This is a genomic window from Phycisphaerae bacterium, assembly GCA_018003015.1.
GTDB lineage: Bacteria > Planctomycetota > Phycisphaerae > UBA1845 > PWPN01 > JAGNEZ01.
In genome coordinates this window covers 1-20,519 of sequence record JAGNEZ010000090.1, presented here as the reverse complement: position 1 = coordinate 20,519, position 20,519 = coordinate 1, and the positions used below count along the sequence as shown (strand labels likewise).

The 20,519-nt window shown below is 63.9% G+C and carries 18 protein-coding genes; 10 read left to right on the top strand and 8 right to left on the bottom strand.

The features are described from left to right. Positions 1 to 185 (top strand): hypothetical protein (locus tag KA354_23065; protein MBP7937532.1); only part of this gene is annotated, 185 nt, incomplete at its 5' end. Between the two features lie 80 nt (positions 186 to 265). On the opposite strand, the gene KA354_23060 is transcribed toward KA354_23065, so the two are convergent. From KA354_23060 to KA354_23030, 7 genes are all read right to left on the bottom strand, one after another. Continuing rightward, on the bottom strand, positions 266 to 598 hold the full coding sequence (locus KA354_23060) for a hypothetical protein (GenBank protein MBP7937531.1): 333 nt from the start codon (positions 596 to 598) through the stop codon (positions 266 to 268). Positions 599 to 602: 4 nt separating this feature from the next. Further along, positions 603 to 980 carry a hypothetical protein gene (locus KA354_23055; protein ID MBP7937530.1) on the bottom strand — a complete coding sequence of 126 codons (378 nt, stop codon included), beginning with the start codon at positions 978 to 980 and terminating at the stop codon, positions 603 to 605. A gap of 557 nt (positions 981 to 1,537) precedes the next feature. After that, positions 1,538 to 2,305, bottom strand: coding sequence for a transposase (locus KA354_23050; protein ID MBP7937529.1), 768 nt, complete (start codon positions 2,303 to 2,305; stop codon positions 1,538 to 1,540). A 15-nt stretch (positions 2,306 to 2,320) separates the two neighbouring features. Further along, entirely contained in the window at positions 2,321 to 2,638 is a 318-nt protein-coding gene (locus KA354_23045; protein ID MBP7937528.1) for a hypothetical protein, read from the bottom strand. Between the two features lie 525 nt (positions 2,639 to 3,163). Beyond that, positions 3,164 to 4,327: a hypothetical protein gene (locus tag KA354_23040; GenBank protein MBP7937527.1), complete on the bottom strand. Its 1,164-nt coding sequence runs from the start codon at positions 4,325 to 4,327 to the stop codon at positions 3,164 to 3,166. A gap of 112 nt (positions 4,328 to 4,439) precedes the next feature. Further along, positions 4,440 to 5,735, bottom strand: a complete 1,296-nt coding sequence (locus tag KA354_23035; protein ID MBP7937526.1) for a hypothetical protein — start codon at positions 5,733 to 5,735, stop codon at positions 4,440 to 4,442. A 90-nt stretch (positions 5,736 to 5,825) separates the two neighbouring features. Next, positions 5,826 to 9,785 carry a right-handed parallel beta-helix repeat-containing protein gene (locus KA354_23030; GenBank protein ID MBP7937525.1) on the bottom strand — a complete coding sequence of 1,320 codons (3,960 nt, stop codon included), beginning with the start codon at positions 9,783 to 9,785 and terminating at the stop codon, positions 5,826 to 5,828. 637 nt (positions 9,786 to 10,422) lie between these two features. Here KA354_23030 and KA354_23025 point away from each other — a divergent pair. From KA354_23025 to KA354_22995, 7 genes are all read left to right on the top strand, one after another. Next, entirely contained in the window at positions 10,423 to 11,094 is a 672-nt protein-coding gene (locus KA354_23025; GenBank protein MBP7937524.1) for a sigma-70 family RNA polymerase sigma factor, read from the top strand. A gap of 72 nt (positions 11,095 to 11,166) precedes the next feature. Next, positions 11,167 to 14,571 (top strand): protein kinase, encoded by a 3,405-nt coding sequence (locus KA354_23020; GenBank protein MBP7937523.1) that lies wholly within the window; start codon positions 11,167 to 11,169, stop codon positions 14,569 to 14,571. A 758-nt stretch (positions 14,572 to 15,329) separates the two neighbouring features. Continuing rightward, a complete protein-coding gene (locus KA354_23015) occupies positions 15,330 to 15,836 on the top strand; it encodes a hypothetical protein (GenBank protein ID MBP7937522.1) in 507 nt (168 codons plus the stop codon). A gap of 3 nt (positions 15,837 to 15,839) precedes the next feature. Then, positions 15,840 to 16,157, top strand: a complete 318-nt coding sequence (locus KA354_23010) for a hypothetical protein (protein ID MBP7937521.1) — start codon at positions 15,840 to 15,842, stop codon at positions 16,155 to 16,157. A 209-nt stretch (positions 16,158 to 16,366) separates the two neighbouring features. After that, complete coding sequence (locus KA354_23005) at positions 16,367 to 17,413, top strand: Fic family protein (protein ID MBP7937520.1); 1,047 nt, start codon at positions 16,367 to 16,369, stop codon at positions 17,411 to 17,413. Positions 17,414 to 17,497: 84 nt separating this feature from the next. After that, a complete protein-coding gene (locus KA354_23000) occupies positions 17,498 to 17,638 on the top strand; it encodes a hypothetical protein (GenBank protein MBP7937519.1) in 141 nt (46 codons plus the stop codon). A 229-nt stretch (positions 17,639 to 17,867) separates the two neighbouring features. Further along, positions 17,868 to 18,833, top strand: a complete 966-nt coding sequence (locus tag KA354_22995; protein MBP7937518.1) for a tyrosine-type recombinase/integrase — start codon at positions 17,868 to 17,870, stop codon at positions 18,831 to 18,833. 313 nt (positions 18,834 to 19,146) lie between these two features. Here KA354_22995 and KA354_22990 read toward each other — a convergent pair whose 3' ends face one another. Next, complete coding sequence (locus tag KA354_22990; GenBank protein ID MBP7937517.1) at positions 19,147 to 19,410, bottom strand: helix-turn-helix domain-containing protein; 264 nt, start codon at positions 19,408 to 19,410, stop codon at positions 19,147 to 19,149. 253 nt (positions 19,411 to 19,663) lie between these two features. Here KA354_22990 and KA354_22985 point away from each other — a divergent pair, with 253 nt between their 5' ends. Then, positions 19,664 to 20,071 carry a hypothetical protein gene (locus KA354_22985; GenBank protein MBP7937516.1) on the top strand — a complete coding sequence of 136 codons (408 nt, stop codon included), beginning with the start codon at positions 19,664 to 19,666 and terminating at the stop codon, positions 20,069 to 20,071. Positions 20,072 to 20,129: 58 nt separating this feature from the next. After that, positions 20,130 to 20,411 (top strand): hypothetical protein, encoded by a 282-nt coding sequence (locus tag KA354_22980; GenBank protein MBP7937515.1) that lies wholly within the window; start codon positions 20,130 to 20,132, stop codon positions 20,409 to 20,411. Positions 20,412 to 20,519 lie beyond the last annotated feature (108 nt).

Here is a 20,519-nt window from a genome sequence, read left to right as displayed (position 1 = left end):
CGGTGGAGCGCGGCAACCGTCGCCATCGCAAGATGCAGAAGACCGTCTACCGGGTACGCACCCAAGCCCAGATCAGCCGACGCATCGCCGCCGACATGCAGCGGGAGGCCCAGACGATCGGACGAACTCAAACCACCCGGTCACTCCACGAAAACCGGAACCGATGCCAGGTGGCCCGGTATTGATGCTACAGAGTCCCTTTGTTGCGGCAAACCGCGCCTCGCGTCCCGTCTTGCGCGGCCGTACCAGAATGCCACGCGCACAATCAATCGGCGGGGCAGACGGCCACCGCCTCTTCGAGCAGTTGGGCAGCCACCTGCATGGGGCTCACCTTGCGCTTGGTCGTGCTCATCTGCCGGGCCAGCCGCCGGAGCTTGCTGCGCGTGGTTGCACTCATCGGGACCTTCGAGCGTAGCGACCAGTCCTTGGACGTGGGCCGCCCTGGTCTCCGCCCGTGGCTTGGTTGGAGCCGCTCTCGCAAAGCGTGGACAACGTGAGGCAAGCGAGCGGCTCCGAAGGCGCCCCCGCCGGTGTCCGGAACCTGACCGACGATCTCTGCGCCCATGTCCTGGGCGATGCGTTTGATGTTGCGTGCCATAGTCTCATCCTCCCTTCCCGACGAGGGGGAAGCGTATCTCCAGGTAATCCCGGTCGATCACGAAGCCGACGGCCCCTTGCCGGCATTCGGTCCCCATCCGAACCAGGAACTCGCGAAGGGCGCCCGCTTGGCGTCGGATCGACTCCTCGGAGGTATAGCACTGGATGACGACGGGCTCGTCGAAGAGGAGCTTACCGCCCTGATCGTCATCGCGCCAGACCCCTTTGCCTTTCGGGTAGGCGGTCGCGCCACCGAAAAGCTTGCCCAGCGCCGTCAGGGCCTCGTCCCTCCAGTGGTCTTGGTCAATCGGCTTCTCGTCTCGATCCTGGCTCGGGATGAAGAGCACGAGAAGGTTCGACGCCGACTTGGCGGCCTTGAACAGGTCCCCATAACCCGGCTTGGATGGTCTCTTCTTTGCCATCCTGAAAAGTGTAGCACTTTTTGCCCCAAAAGTCCATAGCCGGTCCTCACGCGCACGCGAATGGCTGTGCAAGACGATCGGCATCGTCGGCCGTGGCGTGCTGCTCGGATCGCTGAGCCACCTTGAATCTGGTATACTATGCTTGGTGGAGAGTCGGGCGCGGATCGTTCGATGTTCGGGAACTGTTCGGAAAGCGGGCTTGCTCTACTTAAGCGGGGGAGACCGACATCAATCATAGCGGAAGTAGATAGGGCTTTGGACGAAGCGCCTACGCCGCTGGATGGGTGGCGGCAGGAGTGGCCGGCGTTCGGGAGTCCGCTTTGGGGGGAGCGAACCGGCTGGGCGAGCGTTCTCGGGGGACTCACGGCGCAGCAGTAACCGACGGCGTGCTTGCGAAGTGCAAACACACGCTGGATTGGATCCCTGCTTGACGCCGTCATGCGACCGGCGGGCCAGTCGGTCCACGCACCCGCGGGCCGCAGTCGGCTCAGGGAGTCAGGACCGGCCGGCGATGAGCCCTACGGACCGGGGCCACGGCGACGTTCCTGCAGATGCTCCACGCGACGAGTTCCGCAGCCAGGACAGGCCGGTGAGAATCCCGCTGCCGGGGTCTCCGGATCCTGCGAGGCTGCGTCTGCTTCCGCGGCCAGGTCCGCGATGAGGACGGGCTCAACCGGCCGGAGGCGTCCGAGCAACGCCAGCAGCAGCCGGGCCCGTTGCTGGAGATCACGTTTCGAGGGATGCCAGAGCCCGTAGTAGCGCAGCTTATGAAAGCCCTTGGGCAGGACATGCATCAGAAAGCGGCGGAGTAACTCGAGCCCGGTCAAGCGACACTTCCTCCATTCACCGGTGTCCCGCTGCTTGTATTTGAACGTCACATGGGTATCGTCCATGGCGACGATCCGGGCGTTGGTGAGGGCGATGCGGAAGGCGTAGCGGGCGAGGTAATCCACGACCGCCTGCTTGCCCCGGCCGTAGTGCTTGGCGAACGAGCACCAAGGCTGCTTCCAGGTTTTTCGCGGAAGGCTGGCGAAGGCGTCCGGCCGGGCCTTCTGGAGGGCATCCCGGAAGCGGGCGGCGATCAGCCTGGAGAGGGCCTTGACCGGCAGCAGGAAGGCTCCCGGCGGCTGGCACCAGGACTGGCCGTCGTCGGAGACGCCGCCGCCGGTGACCAGCAGGTGGACGTGGGGATGGTAGGGCCTGTTATTCGCCCGGCTCCAGCAGCTTCTTGATGGTCTTGATCGGCAAGTACAGATGGCGGGTACGGGATCGACGATGGCCCGCATCGAAGACCACGACCTCTACCAGAGCAAGCCCCGGCCAGGCTGGCGTCTCCACCCGCTCCATCCTCGTTGGTCGATCCACTCTTCCCGCCGTGGACAGCCTGCCGCCACCCACTCCAGCATCTCCACGACGCTCCATCGGGCGCAAGAGTTGAACTTGAAGCGGAGCGGAGGCGGGATACGGTCTGACAGGGCAAGCTGACGGACTCGTGCGACGGTAACCTGAAGGAACCGGGCCATGTCCGGCGTATCGAGTAACAGCCGCCCGGATTCCCGGAGAACATCGACCTTCGGGCATAGGATGATCTGGCACTGGTATTGTTGTCGTCGCGGCATCGCTCACCTCCTGCGGCAAACCGGAGCTTCCACGTTGATCGATAGGGCCTTCCGACAGCAGCGCGACTAGGAGTGTCCTCCCCGAGGAACTCGGCCACCTGTTCCTGGAGCGACGGGACGTTCGCCCTGTTCCGGCCAACGATCTGCGCACCGCCGTAGGCGTAGTTGGTGGCATTCGGACCGCCGACGGCACTGGCGGTGGGCACGGCAACGCCCAGGCGCTCCGCGACCACCTCGACCCAAACGGGACCGTTGGAGAAACGACCTTCCCAATACGGAGGACAAGGATACTTGCTTGCTGCCCAGGTAGTTGTTCGCCTGACATTGCCCACGTCGGTGGAACTGGCGCTAAAGACGACGATTCGCCCGAACTGCCCAGGTCGCAAGGGCTTGGGAGAGATCCAGTCGGCCGCCATTGCGGGGACGGCCACCAGAGCAAGCGCCATCAGGAAAAGGCCGCTGCGAAGCAAGTGCATGCGGTTCAACCTATTCTCCTGATGAATCCAGGTCAATTCTCGCACTCGATCAGTCCGTGCACGCCGAATCGGCCGCCTTGCCCGCGCCGCTGTAGCACCGCTGGAACACACCGAAGTCGGCTAGGTCCACGTCGCCGTCCTGGTCGAAGTCGGCGTCGATATGGCCGTTGGCGTCAACCGGCATCACGCAGCCGGGCGGCAGAGCGGTTGGGTTGTACGGTATCGTCGGGCCTGTAACGCAGGCTTGAAAGCGCCCGACATCCCCGACGTCTACATCGCCGTCGGTATCGAAGTCGGCGGGGTGGGGCATGAAGACGGCGCCCCACAGTTCCACCATCTCAGGGCCGGCGGCAAACGTGCCCATGAACTGGCCAGTTGTCCCGTGGTAGCGCTGAATTCGAGCGGCGCCGTAGTCCACCACGTACAAACAGCCGTCCGGACCCCAGGTGGAGCAACTGGAGGGGCCCACCAGCGTCGTGTAAGGGGGCACGAACACGTCGATGGGCGCGCCGGTTTCCGCGTCGTAACGCCACACCTCGCCGTAGTTATAACCCACGACATAGAGATAGCCGTCAGCGGGACCCAACCCTAGGACGCTCGGGGCAGAGGGGCACAAGGATTGAGAAATGAACTCGCCGATGCAGGCGCCCGTCGGTGCGTCGAAAAGCCTGACGCCGTTGTTGCTGAACGTGGTGCCTATATATAGCCTGTTGCCCGGGCCGAAGGCAATCCCGCCCACCCCGCGAGACCCGCTCAACCCGCAGTAGTAGGGCGGAATGAAATCGCCCATGCACGCCCCCGTGGTCCCGTTGAAACGCACGACCTTGGTGTTGGTAAGGCTGGCGACGTACAGGTCCCCGTCGGGGCCGAAGCGCATGCCGAGGGGCCCATTCAAGTCGCACCTGGATGCCCACGGGTCATCCAGGATCTTTCCGGTCTTTGCGTTGACGCGAGCGATTCCGTAGGATGCGTTCAGGGACACGTAGATCTGCCCGTCCGGACCGTACCTGATCGCCCTTACGCGAGCTTCCGCCTGAAAACCGGTAGCGAACGGCCCCAGATAGGCCCCGGACGTGCCATCGTAGCGCAAGATACCGTTGCTGGTAGTAACCAGCAGGTCCTGATCGGCCGCGCGGGCCTCGTGGACGGCCAAGCCAGCAAACGCAGCCAGCCCAACGCTCCCCACACAAACACGAAAACAGGTCGCAGACATCGCAGTCTCCTTTCCAAGCCCGGTCTCGTTCCGAGCCCGCTCGGGTGTTCATCCAATGCCCGATACGCGCAGCGCGTCTTCGCGGCGCCGGCCGAGCAGAACCTACATCAGCTCAATCCGCACACTGCGGATCTGACAGCTTGCCGGCGCCGCTGTAGCAGCGCTGGAAAACACCGAAGTCGTCCTGGTCCACGTCGCAGTCGCGGTCGAAGTCGGCGGCGATGAAGCCTTGGCCGTCCGGAATGAGCGCGCAGGCGGAGGTGTAAGGCAGGGCGGGACCATCGGCACATGCCGCGAAGATGACAAAGTCCGCCATGTCGACGCTGCAGTCCTCATTGAAGTCGGCGTTGACGACCTCCACGCCGCCGGGTTCGCACTCGTCGGGGATCAGGTTCCCGTTGCAGTCGCGGCTGGTGCCGTCGGCGATGTCCTCGTCGTCGGGCTTGCCGTTTCGGTTGCAGTCTGCGGGATGGGCCAGCAGCCAGTTGACCGCCAGCCGGGCGATAAGTTGGTAATCGGACGTTGACCAGAGGGGGTCAATCACTGGATGGCCGACTCCCAGGACCGTCCACATCTCGATGGCGCCGGTAGTGGCGCATCCCTGGGTCCAGCGGGTGATGACGGTCTCCGCGCCCGGGAGACGTGCAACCAGATCCAACCGCCCCAGGCTATTATCGCAGGGGTCGGCCGGCGTGTCCGGGCAGCCGCAACGGGCGCCTTCGTAAGTCAGGGAGCACCCGTTGGACTGAGCCCAGAAGTCCAGGTTGTTTGGCGTATCCGGGGCACAGGGCGACCGAGGAAGGGTCGTGTCCTTGCTGCAGTAGATGTGCAGGACATGGACCGGATCGTCCGGTCTGCACTCCGTCTCGTTGACCGACCCAGTAAAGACCGCAATCGCCGTAATCACGTCCGCGTACCGGCAGGCCATGCTATACGCCATGATCCCGCCGCTGGAAGCCCCGAAAAGGAAGACCCGATTGGGATTCACGCGGTATTGCGCTGAGATGGCACCGATGAGCTGGCGCAGGTAGGCCGGGTCGTCCGGTGGCCGCAGGTTCGGGTAGCACCATTTCAGGCCGCCACCAGCGATACACCCGCCATTCGGGTGGGCGTAAAGAAAGCCTCTCTCATCGACTAGGCTCGCAAGCCGGAAGGAGAGCCTCTGCGTTTCATCTCCCTCCCCCGTCGATCCCGCGCCGTGCAGCATCAGCAGCAGTGGTGCGGGATGCTGCGGGTCGTACCCGTCGGGCACGTAGAGCTTGACGGGTCCGCGGCCGGCCCGGGTAATGTCGTCCACGACGGGATCGACGTAGGCGATGCTGTAACCTTGGCCCACTGCGGCCACTCCAAGCACGATGGCCGCCGCCAGGGCGGCGCGCGTCTGGATATTCCTAAGCAAGAATCTCATCGCATTCTCCTCATGTTTTCGTTGCCATGCCTGAAGGCCCGGCGACATGCTCGGCGGCATGCCACCAGGACGAGACATGCCGCAGGTCAGTCAGTTCGCGCACTGCGGGTCTGGGAGCTTGTTCGCTCCGCTCCAGCATCGCTGGAGAATGCCGAAATCGACTTGGTCCACGTCGCCGTCGTGATCGAGGTCGGTGGCTTGGCAGGTCCGGGTGCCGTCGTGCGGAATGGCCGGGCCGGAGGCGCAGGCCTGGAAGATGCCGAAGTCAGTGGCGTCCACGTCGCCGTCGCCGTCCAGGTCGGCGGGGACAGCAGCGGCGAACTCATACGCTCCCATGTCCACGATCGGCGGCATTCCCGCCCCGGTGTCCGGAGTGGCCGGGTCGTCGAAGAACCGCGGCCGGCCGGTGAAGTCCGTGGTCACGCCCACGGGCACGGCCGCATTCTCGCCAGCGTCAATGCACGGCGAGCCGGCCCGCAACCGCAGATCGCCGTAGTCGTTGTTGGCACTTTCGTCGATGTCGGGTGTATCCCAATTGTCCCACCAGCCGTCGCCGCCATCGCTGGGATGGCGGACGAACAGCGGATCGGCATTGATGTTACCGTTCGTGCCCGAGGGGTCGGTCACGCCGGAGTAGTTGTACGCCGCGTTCCCATAGACGCAGTTGTATCGGAGGGTCGGCGTGCCCGGGTTATCGCTGTCCACGCAAATCCCCGAGGAGTTGAATGCGATGATCGTGTTCGCGATCGTAGGGGAGCCTACCTCGCAGTGGATCCCGCCGCCATACCCCGCAGCGTTTCCCGTAATCGTGTTGTTCGCAATCGTAGGGGAGCCTCCCACGCACCAGATCCCACCGCCATACCCCGCAGCGTTCCCCGTAATCGTGTTGTTCGCGATCGTGGGAAAGGAATTCCAGCAGTAGATGCCGCCGCCGCCAATCATCGCACTGTTTCCCGTGATCACATTGTCCGCGATCCTCGGCGATCCACCTTTGCACCAGATCCCGCCGCCGCCTACATAGCCGGTGCTGCTGTTTCCTGTGATCGTGTTGTTCGCGATTGTCGGGGACGATTGGTCGCAGCAGATCCCGCCACCGCCCGGCGGATCAGCCTTGCCGTTCCGAATCGTGAAACCATCGATGGTACTGGCCTGGAATCCCCCCCACGCAGTTACCACCGACCCGCCCTGCTGGCCGTCGAGGATGGTCCGCCAGGTGGCCCAGTTACGCTCTCCACGCGCCGCCTCCGTGCCCGCAAAGCCGCCATACACATGGGCGTACGGCATCACTGTGATCCGCTCCAGGTAGGTCCCACCCCGGACCCAGACCTCACCGCCAGCGGCCAACGCCCCATCGATCCCCGCCTGCATTGTCCGTTTGGCCAGTAACCACGACGAGCCGTCATTCGCGTCGTTGCCGTCCGGGCTCACCCGTACGATCACGTAGGGGCCTGCCGGCCAGATCATGCCGTCCGACTCGTCCGCCCCGATGTCCACGTGGCTGCCTTGAGTCCGGGCCTGGCCGTCGATGTCGAGCCAGCTTGGTTGAACCACCGCGTCGTCCCCGGCATCCCTGCATGGCGAGTCCGGCTGAATGTGCATGTTGCCGTGAGCAACGCCCGCTTGCTTCGGGTCGGCGGAGACGTTGCCGTTGGACCCCGTCGGGTCGATCACGCCGGAGTAGTTGTACGCCGCGTTCCCATAGACGCAGTTGTATCGGAGGGTCGGCGTGCCCGGGTTATCGCTGTCCACGCAAATCCCCGAGGAGTTGAATGCGACGATCGTGTTGGCGATTGTGGGGGAGCCACCGTAGCAGAAGATCCCGCCACTGAAGGCACTGTTCCCCGTAATCGTGTTGTTCGCGATCGTGGGGGAGGCATTCCAGCAGTAGATGCCGCCGCCGTAGAAGAACGCCGAGTTTGCGATAATCTTGTTATTCGCGATCGTGGTGGAGTCCCCCCAGCAGCAGATCCCGCCCCCGCGGTCCCACGCGATGTTACCTGTGATCGTGTTGTTCTCGATCGTAATGGAGCCCCCCCCGCAGCTGATCCCGCCGCCCCAGCCCGACTCGTATGCTGCGATGTTCCCCGCAATTGTGTTGTTCACGATTGTCGCGGAGCCTCCCCCGCAGGCGATCCCGCCGCCAATCCCCGCGATGTTTCCCGTAATCGTGTTGTTCGCAATCGTAGGGGAGCCTCCCACGCAGGCGATCCCGCCGCCGCCCTCGCACTCCGGGAAGCCGCAAGCACTGTTTCCCGTAATGATGTTGTTCACGATCGCGGGGGAGCCGCCCTCGCAGAAGATCCCCCCCCCGGATCCGGTCGATTCGAATGCGGGACCGTTACCGATGATGATGTTGTTCGCGATCGTCGGGGAGCCTTCCCCGCAGACGATCCCGCCACCTCGGCGAGCGTATCGGTTTCCGGTGATTGTGTTGTTCGCGATCGTGGGGGAAGAATTGCCGCAGTTGATTCCGCCGCCGTAGCCTGCGCTGCCATTCCTGATCGTGAAGCCCTCCAGGACCGTGCCCGGCCCTTCGCCACTGGCGCAGGTCACGACGGACGTGTTCAGCCCCGTGGCGTCGATGATGGTCACTGCCGCGCCGTCGGAGCTGTGCAGGTACACCGCCTTGCCGAGAAAACTGATCGCCTCGGCGTAAGTGCCTGGGGCGACGATAATCTCATCGTTATTGGCCGCCGCGTCGAGGGCCGGCTGAATCTGGGTGTAATAGCGGTGCTGCGTCATGTTGCGGACCGGTTCACACTCGTCCGGAATGCCGTCGCCGCCCGGGGGCCACTCGTCCGGAGATGTGCCGTCAGCAATGGCGCACACGTCGCCCTTTCCATCGTGGTCACAATCTGTCTGGTCCGGGTTGGCTACCTCCGGGCAGTTGTCGCAGGCGTCGCCGATCCCATCGGCGTCGATGTCCGCCTGATCAGAATTGGCGATCCTCGCGCAGTTGTCGCTGCCGTCAAGAACGCCATCGTTGTCATCATCTTCGTCGCAAGCGTCGCCTGCCCCATCTTGGTCGGTTTCCGCCTGGTCTGCATTGGCAACGTTCGGGCAGTTGTCCGACACGTCGGGCACTGTGTCGCCGTCCCTATCGGGCTTCAGGCCCAAGCTGTGAGCGTAGCCCGCCGCGATGGCCACAAAGCCGCTGTCGGGCACAGGCACGCTGCATTGGGCGTCGCTGTTGTATCCCCAAGCCACGATCGAGCTATCCGTCTTCAGGCCGAGACTGTGCAACCCGCCCCCCGCGACGGCCACGAAGCCGCCGTTAGGCGCGGGGACATTGCATTGACCGTGATCGTTGCGTCCCCACGCCACGATCGATCCGTTGGCCTTCAGGCCCAGGCTGTGATTGTAGCCTGCCGCGACGGCTACGAAGCCGCTGTTGGGCGCAGGGGGCGCGCCAGGACCATTTCCCCACGCCACGAGTGAGCCATCGCCCTTCAGGCCCAGGCTGTGATTCCCGCCCGCGGCGACGGCCACGAAGCCGCCGTTAGGCGCGGGGACGTTGCGTTGGCCGTAGGTGTTGCTTCCCCACGCCACGATCGATCCGTTGGCCTTCAGGCCCAGGTTGTGGAACTCCCCCGCTGCCATGGCCACGAAGCCGCTGTTGGGCGCAGGGATGTTGAGTTGGCCGTACTCGTTCCAACCCCACGCCGCGATCGAACCGTCGGTCTTCAGGCCTAAGCTATGGCCCCAGCCAGCCGCGACAGCCACGAAGCCGGTGTTGGGCACGGGGACGTTGCATTCGCCCTTGCCGTTGTATCCCCACGCCACGATCGATCCATTGGCCTTCAGGCCCACGCTGTGATGATTACCCCCCGCGACGGCCACGAAGCCGGTGTTGGGCCCAGGGACGTTGCATCGGCTGTCATTGTTGAGCCCCCAGGCCACGATCGAGCCGGAGTCTTGGGCCCCCGCCGGCGCGGCGAAGGCCAATACGACGACCACAGCAACTACGGCCAAGAAGCTCACAACGAACCTGCTCTTGCGCATGACTCGCCCCACATAGGCTGTCCGGAACCCGCTTCTCAGGAAAGACATGACACAACCTCCGCAAACTGAAATGCTCAAACAGATCCAGACCGCAACGCACGGCCGGCGCCGGTTTTCAGGCCAGACCGGTGAAGGGATCAGCCGTGATCGCGATCAGAGTTGCCCGGGCGGAAACCCTTCCCGCAGGGAATCTCACGCTGCTCCGCGCGGGAAGGGCTCCCGCCGTGCCGGAGGCGACAGGGTTCTCGCGTCAACAAACCATCGTACTGCAATCCACCCTCTCCCGAAGTAAGTGACACTGCAAGCCCAGAACGCCTCCTCATTCAAAGCCCCTCCTTGTAGGGCCATGAGCGCGGCATGGCATCGCCTGCTTGCACCCTCGAACCGGGCCGTGCTGCCGGTCTGGAAGCGCGGGGCTACGGCCATTCGGATCGTCAGGTCCCGGGGTCTGGTAGCCCCGGGAGGCCGTCTTACGCTGTTCCACTCTCCATATACGGGAAATTCGGGAATTCGTTATGCACTTTCTGTCCGCCGGGGGCAGGATTGGTTAAGATGAGGCCTTCTCCGCGGTTTCGTCCGGCCGGGAAAGCGTCAACGGACTCAGGCCATGGACCGCCCGGATTCATCCTGCCTGCCGTCTTCGGCATCCGGCGCGTCGTTTCCCAGCACGCATTGGAGCGTGGTGCTGGGGGCGGGGCTCGGAGATGCCGCCGGTTCTCAGGGGCTGCTGGCCGAACTCTGCCGTAAGTACTGGTATCCGCTTTATGCCTACGTTCGGCGGCGGGGCTACCGCCGGGAGGACGCCCAGGACCTCACTCAGGAGTTCTTCGCCCGCTTCCTGGAGCGCAGGTACCTCGGCTTGGCCGATCCCCGGCGCGGCCGCTTTCGCACGTTTCTCCTCGCATCGCTCCAGCACTTCCTAAACGACGAATGGGACCAGGCCCGTGCGACCAAGCGCGGCGGTGGGAGCACGCCGTTTTCATGGGATGCCGTGCAGGCCGAGGAACGCTACCTTCGAGAGCCGGCCGACGATCTGACCCCCGAGCGGGCGTACGAGCGGCGCTGGGCGGTCACGCTGCTGAGTGAGGTCCTGGCCCGGCTGCAACAGGAGTACATTGCCGCGGAGAAAGGGCCTCAGTTCGACGTCTTGAACGCCTATCTTTCGGATATCGACGAGGCCGCGCCCTACGCCCGGATCGCCGGCCAGCTCGGCCTCTCCGAAAACGCCGCCCGAGCGGCCGTGTTCCGGCTGCGGACCCGATATCGCCAGATTCTGCTGGGTGAGATTGCCCGGACCGTCCAGGACCCCGGCGACGTGGAGGATGAGATCTGCCAGTTGTTCGCCGCATTCGGGTAAGTCCGTAACGTTTTGTCGGTTTTTCCGTATAGTAGCAAGGCAGGCGACGAGTTCGCGAGGCGTAGATCATCCATGAGCGCCAAGCACACATGCCCGAGATGCGGAACCATTCTGGATGAACCCTTGATACACGGGCACTGTCCGCGCTGCCTGCTGCGCGGCGCCATGGAGCCCGCAAGAAAGGCCGTGAACGCCGCACCGCATCACATTCCTGCCGATGCCACGGAGGCGCCACCGGCTGGCATCACGGCCGGCCGATTCGGCGACTACGAGCTGCTGGGAATTCTCGGCCGGGGTGGCATGGGCGTGGTCTACAAGGCGCGGCAAGTCAGCCTCGGCCGCACCGTGGCGCTGAAGATGATTCTGGCCGGTGAATTCGCCTCCGAATCAGACGTGCGTCGTTTTCACGCTGAAGCCGAGGCGGCGGCCAATCTCGATCATCCGCACATCGTGCCCATTTACGAAGTGGGTACGCACGAGGGGCGCCACTACTTCTCGATGAAGCTGATCGAGGGCGGCACGCTGGCCCGGCAGATGCGCCGCTACGCCGAGAACCTGCGCACCGCGGCTCGACTGATGGCCCAGGTGGCCGGCGCGGTGCACTACGCTCATCAGCACGGCATCCTGCACCGAGACCTCAAGCCCGGCAATATCCTGCTGGATGCCGCGGAGCATCCTTACGTAAGCGATTACGGCCTGGCTCGCCGCGTGGCCGACGACAGCAGCCTTACGCTGACGGGTCAGCTCCTGGGTACGCCCAGTTACATGGCGCCGGAGCAGGCCGCAGGGGGTGGCAAGCGACTCTCCGTCGCGGCCGACATTTACAGCCTGGGAGCGATCCTGTACGAGCTCCTCACCGGCCAGCCGCCGTTTGCGGCGGATACGCCCCTGGCAACGCTCCAGCAGGTCCGCGACAGCGAACCGCGCCGCCCCAGCACGATCAACCGGCGGATCAGCCGCGACCTGGAGACCATCTGCCTGAAGTGCCTGGAGAAGGACCCGCATCGCCGCTACCCCTCGGCCGGAGCGCTGGCCGAGGATCTGGAGCGATGGCTGGAAGGTCGGTCCATTCTGGCTCGGCCGGTGGGCCAGACGGCGAAGTTCTGGCGCTGGTGCCGACGAAAGCCGCTCATTGCCAGCATGGCCGCCGCGCTCGCGATCGTGTTCATGGCCGGATTCGCAGGCGTGCTGTGGCAATGGCAAACCGCCGTAACGGAGAGAACGACATCGCGTCAGAACGAGCTGAACGCGCGCCGAAACGCCTATGCCGCGGACATGATCCTCGTCCAGCAGGCCCTGGCCGACGGGGACCTGGGTCAGGCTCGATTCCTGCTGGATCGCCATCTGCCTCTGCCCGGCCAGGGCGATCTCCGCGGCTGGGAGTGGCGCTACCACTGGCAGCAGTGCCGGAGAGACCCTGCCTTTCTCGAAGAGCTGCTGCAGCATTCGGATTCCGTGAAGCACGTCGCGATTTCGCCTGACGGCAAGTGGCTGGCCGTCGGGGGCGTGGACGGATGGGTCGGGCTCATGGACCTGGCCTCGCGCCAGCTTCGTACGCTCCAGCCGAAGAGTGCCGGAAAAGCCGCGGTTGTCTTCTCACCGGACAGCAGCCGCTTGGCCTTTACCTGGAACGACGGCAAGAGCAGCAGCGCCGTCAGGCTCTACGACCTGTCCAAGGAGGACGTGAGGTCGTCTCTCGCTCGGGAGGCACCCATCACGGCACTCATCTTCTCGCCCAACGGCCGCATGCTGATCACTGTGGAAGTATCCAAGCGCCCGGACCCTCACAAGCCGGAGCCTCAGTTCGTCACGGTCTGGGATTTGCAGACGGGCACCCAATCCTCGCAGATCAAGATCGAACCGCCTGATGAGAAGGATACCACGCCCAGACAGCGGTTTCGGACAACGCCCCCGCGCGATGCGGAGCATGGCAACCCGGCCGCCATCTCGCCCGACGGCAGCCGACTGGCCGTCGGCGACGCGCACGGCAGGGTCCACATATTGTCTCTGCCTGACGGCGCGAGGCTTCGGGACTTCCGGGCCCATGCCGACGACATGTTCGCGCTGGCGTTCTCCCCGGATGGCCGCCTCCTGGCCTCCGGGGCGGGCTACTCCGATTCCGTGATTCGGCTCTGGGATGCCGCCACGGGCGAGTCTCGCGGCCTGCTCCAGGGCCACCAGCGGTTTATCCATGCTTTGGCCTTCTCGCCCTCCAGCGGTCTGCTTGCCTCAGCCAGCGCGGACTACTCGATCGGACTCTGGGACATCGCCTCTGAAAAGCCTGTGGCCGTCAACACGCCAACGACCCGTGACGCGCCGCCGACGCGGAGCATCGAGCCTTCCGCCCGCGAGCAGGTTTCCCCTGGCGCGTCAAGCGCACCTGCAGGCAGGCCAATGAGACCTCTTCGGGGGCACAGCCGGGAGGTCTGGACCCTCGCGTTCTCACCGGATGGTCGTCGGCTGGTCACTGGCTGTAAAGACGGCTCGGTCTGGCTGTGGAGCACGGAGCCGCCCAAGGCCTCCCGGCAGGGCTTTACGGTCCGGCGATCGTCCGGCATCCGGTATATCTTGCCGTATCTGCCCGACGGTGAGTCCCTGGCCGTCGTGAACCTGTCCGGCTCGGTCAGCCTGTGGGATGCCCAGACCATGGCACCCAAGGAGGACCTCGCCGCGATGGGCACGCAAAACCTGTGGCCGGCGGTGTCTCCGGACGGACGCTGGCTGGCGGTTGGAGGGCTGGACGGATGCTTGCGGGTGTGGGACTTCACGGAACGGCGCGTCGTGACTTCCCAACCCGCCTGGCCTCAACGCGATCAGAACGACACTACTTGGGCTGGGATATGGCTCAGCGATTTCTCCAGAGACGGAACCAGACTCGTAACCGGGACTACGGCGATGCCAGAACGCGCGTTTCTTGAGTGGGAAGTGCCCGCCTGGAAGCCGCGGCCTCCGTGGGCCATGCAGCTGATCGGGGGTGCCCGATTGTCGCCCGACGGCAGGCTACTCGCCTGCGGCCGCTATGACGGCAAGGTGATCATCTGGGACCTCGGGCGCCGGCAGGTTCAGATCGAGATGTACCATCAGGGCGAAATCGCCGCCCTGGCTTTCTCGCCCGACGGCCGCCTCCTGGCCACGGGCAGCAACTTCGGAACGCTCATGCTGTGGGACACTCAAGACTGGCAGGCGCTCACGCCTCCTCTCCCCGGCCACCGGCTGGCCATTTACTGGCTGGCATTCTCTCACGACGGCACACGCCTGGCGACCAGCGGCGGCAGTCGCGAAGAAGCGGTCCTGCTCTGGGACGTGCCCACAAGGCGGCAGATCGCAACGCTGCGCGCGGAGGGAACGACCTTCCGAGGCGTGACTTTCTCCCCCGACGACAGCACCATCGCCGTTCAATCGGTCGAGCGCGACCTCTACGTCTGGCGCGCCCCCTCCAAGGCCGGGATCGAAGCGGCCGAAGCGGCAGACCGGTAGCAGGCGCCACCGCACACACAAGTGACCCTGCCACCGTCACCTGTGCGTACAGTCGGCTCGTCTTGCCTGCGCCGCGATCGCGTACGCCATGTCAGGTTGCACTCACAGGCTCCGGAAGGTGAGTCCGGTGAATCGACGAATCTCAGCGGGTCCGTGCCGCAAAGCGCTCGGCCGAACGCCAAGATGCTTGCCAAGGCGGGCCGGGTCGGATATTCTTCAGGTGATGGACGCGGCGTTCTGGCCGCCGCAGATCGCAGGCCGATGCAGACAACGACAAGGGAGAGCTCTGCAGTGTCTAAAACACTGTCTAGAATTGGCCGGAAGACGCGCGGCCTGCAGATGCAAGTCGCCGATAGAAAGCGACTTAGAATCGCGGGCGTAATTCAGTGGTAGAATGCCAGCTTCCCAAGCAAGAAAATCTTTTTAGAATTCCCAACAAAATCAACGTTTTTTGCACTTTCTGCGTAGCGACATAAGCCGACCGTAGCGACATAGGAAACCGGGGCGACTTACGCGACGCGCGAACCTCGGAGGGTGAAGCTCCGACCGATCAAGGCGGCGGGAGTCGCAGAGGAACCATGGGCCTCTACGATGGCCGAGTTCGATGCCACCGCCATGACCTCGTCTCGACACCTCGGCGTCGGCACGAACGTCCCGCTTCGTTCGCATCGACATCCTCCGCCCCTTTCCAAACAGTTGACCACTGCCGTTCCTATCGAGACCATGCCAGCGTCCCTTTCCTTGTTGGAGGATTCGCTGTGACAACGCCCGAGACTCCGATACCGTTGAAGCTGGAAACCACGCTCCATGTGCCCCCCGCCTTTTTCGACCGGCTGGCCCGCGAAATCCGCGAGACGATCACCAAGACGCTTCGCGAGCAGAGGGTGGAGGCACCGCCGCCCCCGGTGGCTTCCGTCTCGCCCAACCCCGCGCCCGCCGCCGTGGAGGTGAGTCCGGAAGAGCGGCAGAAGGCTGCCTCCCTGCTCAATCGGCCAGCCATCGACTGGGGCATTCCACCCGGCCAGTACCTCCTCGACATGCGCGAGGTCGCCCGATTGCTGAATCTGTCGCAACGGACGGTGTGGCTGCTGGCCAACTGCGGAGCCATGCCCAGACCGGTCCAGATCCGCAGGCTCAAGCGATGGTCCATCCGGGAAATCGTGGCGTGGGTCGATACCGGCTGCCCACCGGACGAGACATGGCAACGGATTCGGGGGAAGGCGCTTTCGATTGACGTGGATGCTCCAACGAGCCGCAGGAGGTGAGCGATGCCCCGACGACCACCGTACCAGTGCCGGATCATCCTACGCCCGAAGGTCGATGTCCTTCGAGAATCCGGGCGGCTGTTGCTCGATGCGCCGGACATGGCCCGGTTCCTTCAGGTCACCGTCGCACGAGTCCGCCAGCTTGCCCTGTCAGACCGTATCCCGCCTCCGCTCCGCTTCAAGTTCAACTCATGCGCCCGATGGAGCGTCGTGGAGATGCTGGAGTGGGTGGCGGCAGGCTGTCCACGCCGGGAAGAGTGGATCGAACAACGAGGGTGGAGCGGCTGGAGACGCGAACGTGGCCGGGGCCTGCTCTGGTAGAGACGGACAACCTCGGCAGCGAATAGCTCTGGACGCCTCATGGCCACGAGAGGACAATGATCAACGAGACTGCGGCAGTGCGGACGCCCTCCGCCATGAGGCGTGACGGACACGCTGGCCGAGCAGTGTGCCGAATCGGCCAAGCTGGAGAAGGCCATCCGGCGGAACCTCAAGGATCTGGGCTTTCCGCTGGAACGGTAGGAGTACTCATGCGATCCTTTCAACACGACCATATCCGCCATCAACGCGTCGCGCACGAATTGGTATCCACGATCCGCCAGATCGGCACCTTTCAGGGTAAGCAAGACCTGTATGCCCAGCAGAGTCCCGAGATGCTGGAGACGCTGCGGCAGGTGGCGATCATTCAATCGACCGAAAGCTCGAACCGGATCGAGGGCGTGACCGTCCCTGCGGATCGGTTCAAGGAACTGATGGCCAAGAAAGTCCGGCCCAAGGATCGTCCCGAGCAGGAGGTGGCTGGTTACCGCGCCGTGCTGGACATGATCCACGGTCGCCACGCCGACATGAAACTCTCGCCCAAGCTGATCCTCCAGATGCACGGCGACATGTTTCGGCTGGTGCAAGGCGGTGGCGGCAAGTTCAAGACCAAGGACAACCGCATCGTCGAGCATCTCCCCGATGGCCGGACGCGATTACGTTTTCAGCCGGTGTCGGCGGTCGGCACGCCAAAGCATGTACAGGAACTCTGCCACCTTTATCAACACGAAACCGATGAAGGCCGGATCGACCCTCTGCTGCTGATCCCGTCATTCGTCCTCGACTTCCTGTGCATCCACCCCTTCGCCGACGGCAACGGGCGGATGGCCCGGCTCCTGACGCTGCTTCTGCTGTATCAGGCCGGGTTCCATGTCGGGCGATACATCAGCCTCGAACGGATCATCGAGCGGACCAAGGAGAGCTACTACGAGACGTTGTACAAGTCGTCGCAGGATTGGCACGACGGCGAACACGACCTGACGCCGTGGTGGAGCTACTGGGCCGGGACGGTGCTGGCGGCATACCGCGAATTCTCCGAGCGGGTGGGCACCTTCACGACGGCACGCGGGGCCAAAGGTGAACTGGTGGCCCAAGCCATCGAACGGCTGCCCGCCCGGTTCCGGATCACACAGATTGAGGAACTGTGTCCCGGCGTCAGCCGCGAGACCGTGCGGAAGGTGCTGAACCGACTGAAGGTGTCAAGGAAGATCAAGTGCGTGCGGCGCGGCCCGGATGCCGAATGGGAGAAGAAGGACTGATCGGGTACGAAGTCACTTAATGTGGTATTGAAATCAGGTTCGATACCACATTATCTGGCATATTACCTGATTGGAGCCGAAACGATGACCGACAACCTGCAGGCGCTGCCGGACGACGAGGGCCGGTTCCTGCTGTGTTCTGGTTCCCGGATCGCTCCCTCATTCATCGCTGAACCGCAGTCTCTGGATCAATCACATTCATCCGGCGGTGCGGCCATCCAGTAGCATTATGGGCCATGACGCACGCGCACGGGAGACCCCCGCGTCCGGGGGTGTCCTTCATGGGGGGCCTGCCAGAAGGGGTGGGCAAAATAAAGTTCTTTGCCGAGCCACCCGGCGGCGTGCCCAACGATGCCCGGCACCCCATCCACGCCGGTCATTTTCGGCTTGCCTGCCCCCCAAACGTATTGGATGTTTGTCTATGAGAATCAGAGTTCTCACAGAGAAACGGCCCATGGAAACCGCGTCCGATATAACGACACCCGCTTCCCCGACTTCGCTGGCCGTCGTCACTCCGGCAGACCAGCACCCGGTCGCGGTGTACCTCGCCCGGCTTGGGGAGGGTTCGCGACGAACCATGAAGCAGGCCCTCGACACCATGGCTGCTCTGGTCTCCGGTGGCCGGGCCGACGCCTTCTCCCTGCCATGGTCGCAACTTGGCTATCAGCATGTGCAGGCCCTCCGGGCGGCGTTGGCCGAACGGTACGCCCCGGCGAACGTCAACAAGATGCTGGCCGCTCTCCGGGGCGTGTTGAAGGAGTCATGGAAACTCGGCCAGATGAGCGCCGAAGCGTACCACCGGGTCGCCGACGTACAGACCGTCCGGGGTTCTCGGCTGCCCGTGGGCCGGATGCTGACCCACGGCGAAGTCGCCGCCCTCGTTGCCGCGTGCCAAGGTGATCCCACTGCGACCGGCCGACGCGACGCGGCCCTGTTGGCCGTCTTGTTCAGCGGCGGGCTACGCCGGGCGGAGGTAGTCGCCCTGAAGGTGGACAGCTACAAACCCGAGACCGGCGAACTGCGGGTTTCCGGTAAGGGTCGGAAGGAACGGCTCGTCTACCTCACAAACGGAGCCGCAAAGGCGGTCGAAGCGTGGCTGGCCGTTCGGGGTGCCGAAGCAGGACCGTTGTTCTATCCCACCCTTAAGGGCGGACAGATCGTCCGGGAGCATGGCCTTTCGCCTCAGAGCGTCCTCGACATCCTCCGCAAGCTGGCAAGCAAGGCCGGAGTCGGAGACTTTAGCCCGCACGACCTGCGACGCACCTTCGTGAGCGGCCTCCTCGACGCCGGGGCCGATCTGGTGGCCGTACAGGCTCTCGCCGGGCATGCCAGCCCCACGACGACTGCACGTTACGACCGTCGAGGCGAACGGGCCAAGCAGGACGCGGCGTCTCGGCTGCACTTCCCGTTTGCGGGGTAACCTGCACCACCGGTCTTCCGGCTAAAAACAAACCCCTCTCTTCCGTTGAGAGCCCGGTGTGGTTGTGTTATGGGCGGCATTCGCATGTGCGAGGACAGACATTTGTGCGCGTTAATGGCCCCTCATTCTTTGCGTAAACACGAGGGTTTTCCGGGGGTGGCAAGAATCATCGCCCGAGTTCGACCCCTCGACGCTGTGTTATGAGAAGTGGATCGCCGCGTAGTTCTCGTGTGGCACTCCTCATAACACACAAGATCACTGCTCATAACACTGCTGTAGCCTCCATTGAAGTCGCCGCCCCACGGAGTCGCCCCTAAAGCTGGCACAGCGTGACGGACGGCCTCGCTTGAGTGTCGTATTTTGGGCGTGGTATCGCCGACATGTATTCGCGCCGCCGCAGCGACTCCAGCACGCTTTCGGGGTGGAACAGTCGGACTCGGCTGTTCAACCGGATGGAAGGGATGAGACCCTCGTTCGCCCAACGCCGGATCGTCTTGACGTTCCGGTGGAGCATAGCCGCGACATACTCGGCGTTGACGAACTTGTGAATCAGATGATCCGGGATCCGATACTCCATGACAGGCCCCTTCTACCCTTGGTCGGGACGGTTCATGCCCTCAACGGCGAAGACCCGAACCAGCCTCTTCTTTGTAGGCCCGGCGAATGTCGAGCCAACGGGCACCTTCAGCCTTCAGTGGAAACGAAGGGCACACCTGAGGACGGTACGACCCCCGAGAGCCCATTCCTGCTCCGCGTCAGCGCTCCGTATGAATAGTTGGCGGCGGCATTGGGTCAATCTGCCCGTGACCGCGACCCTTAGGAGGTGTTCAATGAGTAACCCGGTCGAAGAGCGTTTTCAGTACAAGGTTGTGTTCGTCGGGGTGGTCCTCGTGACGAGCAAGGCGTACTCCACTCTCGCGCAAGTCCACGGGGATGAACTACAGGGCTGCCGGGCCATCGGGGGTCTCATCCTCCGGCATGAAGTGGGGTGCTGGGGGAATGTAAGCGATGAACTCCTCGACGCGAACGCGAGGGCGATGGCGAACCGTGGGGTGTGGAATGAGCATGAACCCCAGTCTGTGGTTTCGCGTTTCACCGTGGCAGGTACGGCCTATCTGGTGCGCACGAATCTCCGGCATGGAGAAACCCGCGTGCATGTGGCAAAGGAGCAGGAGCCGGTCTATCGCTGGGTCGGCGAGATCGAAGCGGACGGTCGGTTTCAACCCCGGCCCGAATAATGGATCGAAGACCGGAGGGTATTCACGCGGTTCGAGCGAGACCTTGCTGGACGCCGACTTGAATGTGCTGAAACGGGGCGGCGGGCCTACGGAACTCATCGAGGTGGTGAAGCAGCAGTTTGGACGCCTCCACGTTGAACCCGGCGACTTCGCTGGCCGTGGCGCAAGCAGTCCGCTCTTCCCGCTGGTATTCCTTGCGATGAAGGCCAATGGCGCGAGGGACTGGTACACGGGGCTGGGCCTGTCGCTGACCCATCAAGGGCGTCTCCATTACATTCAGTACCATCACATCTTCCCGAAATCGCTTCTCAAGGGCACTTACCAGGGCCAGCGCGCATAGATAGGTAAGCTGGGAGGTCTGGCGCGATCGATTGGCATCGTGTATACCTTTCGCAAGTATGCCGTATGGAGCGGCGAGAGTCTCTTGCGAAAGGAGTCTGCCGATGGC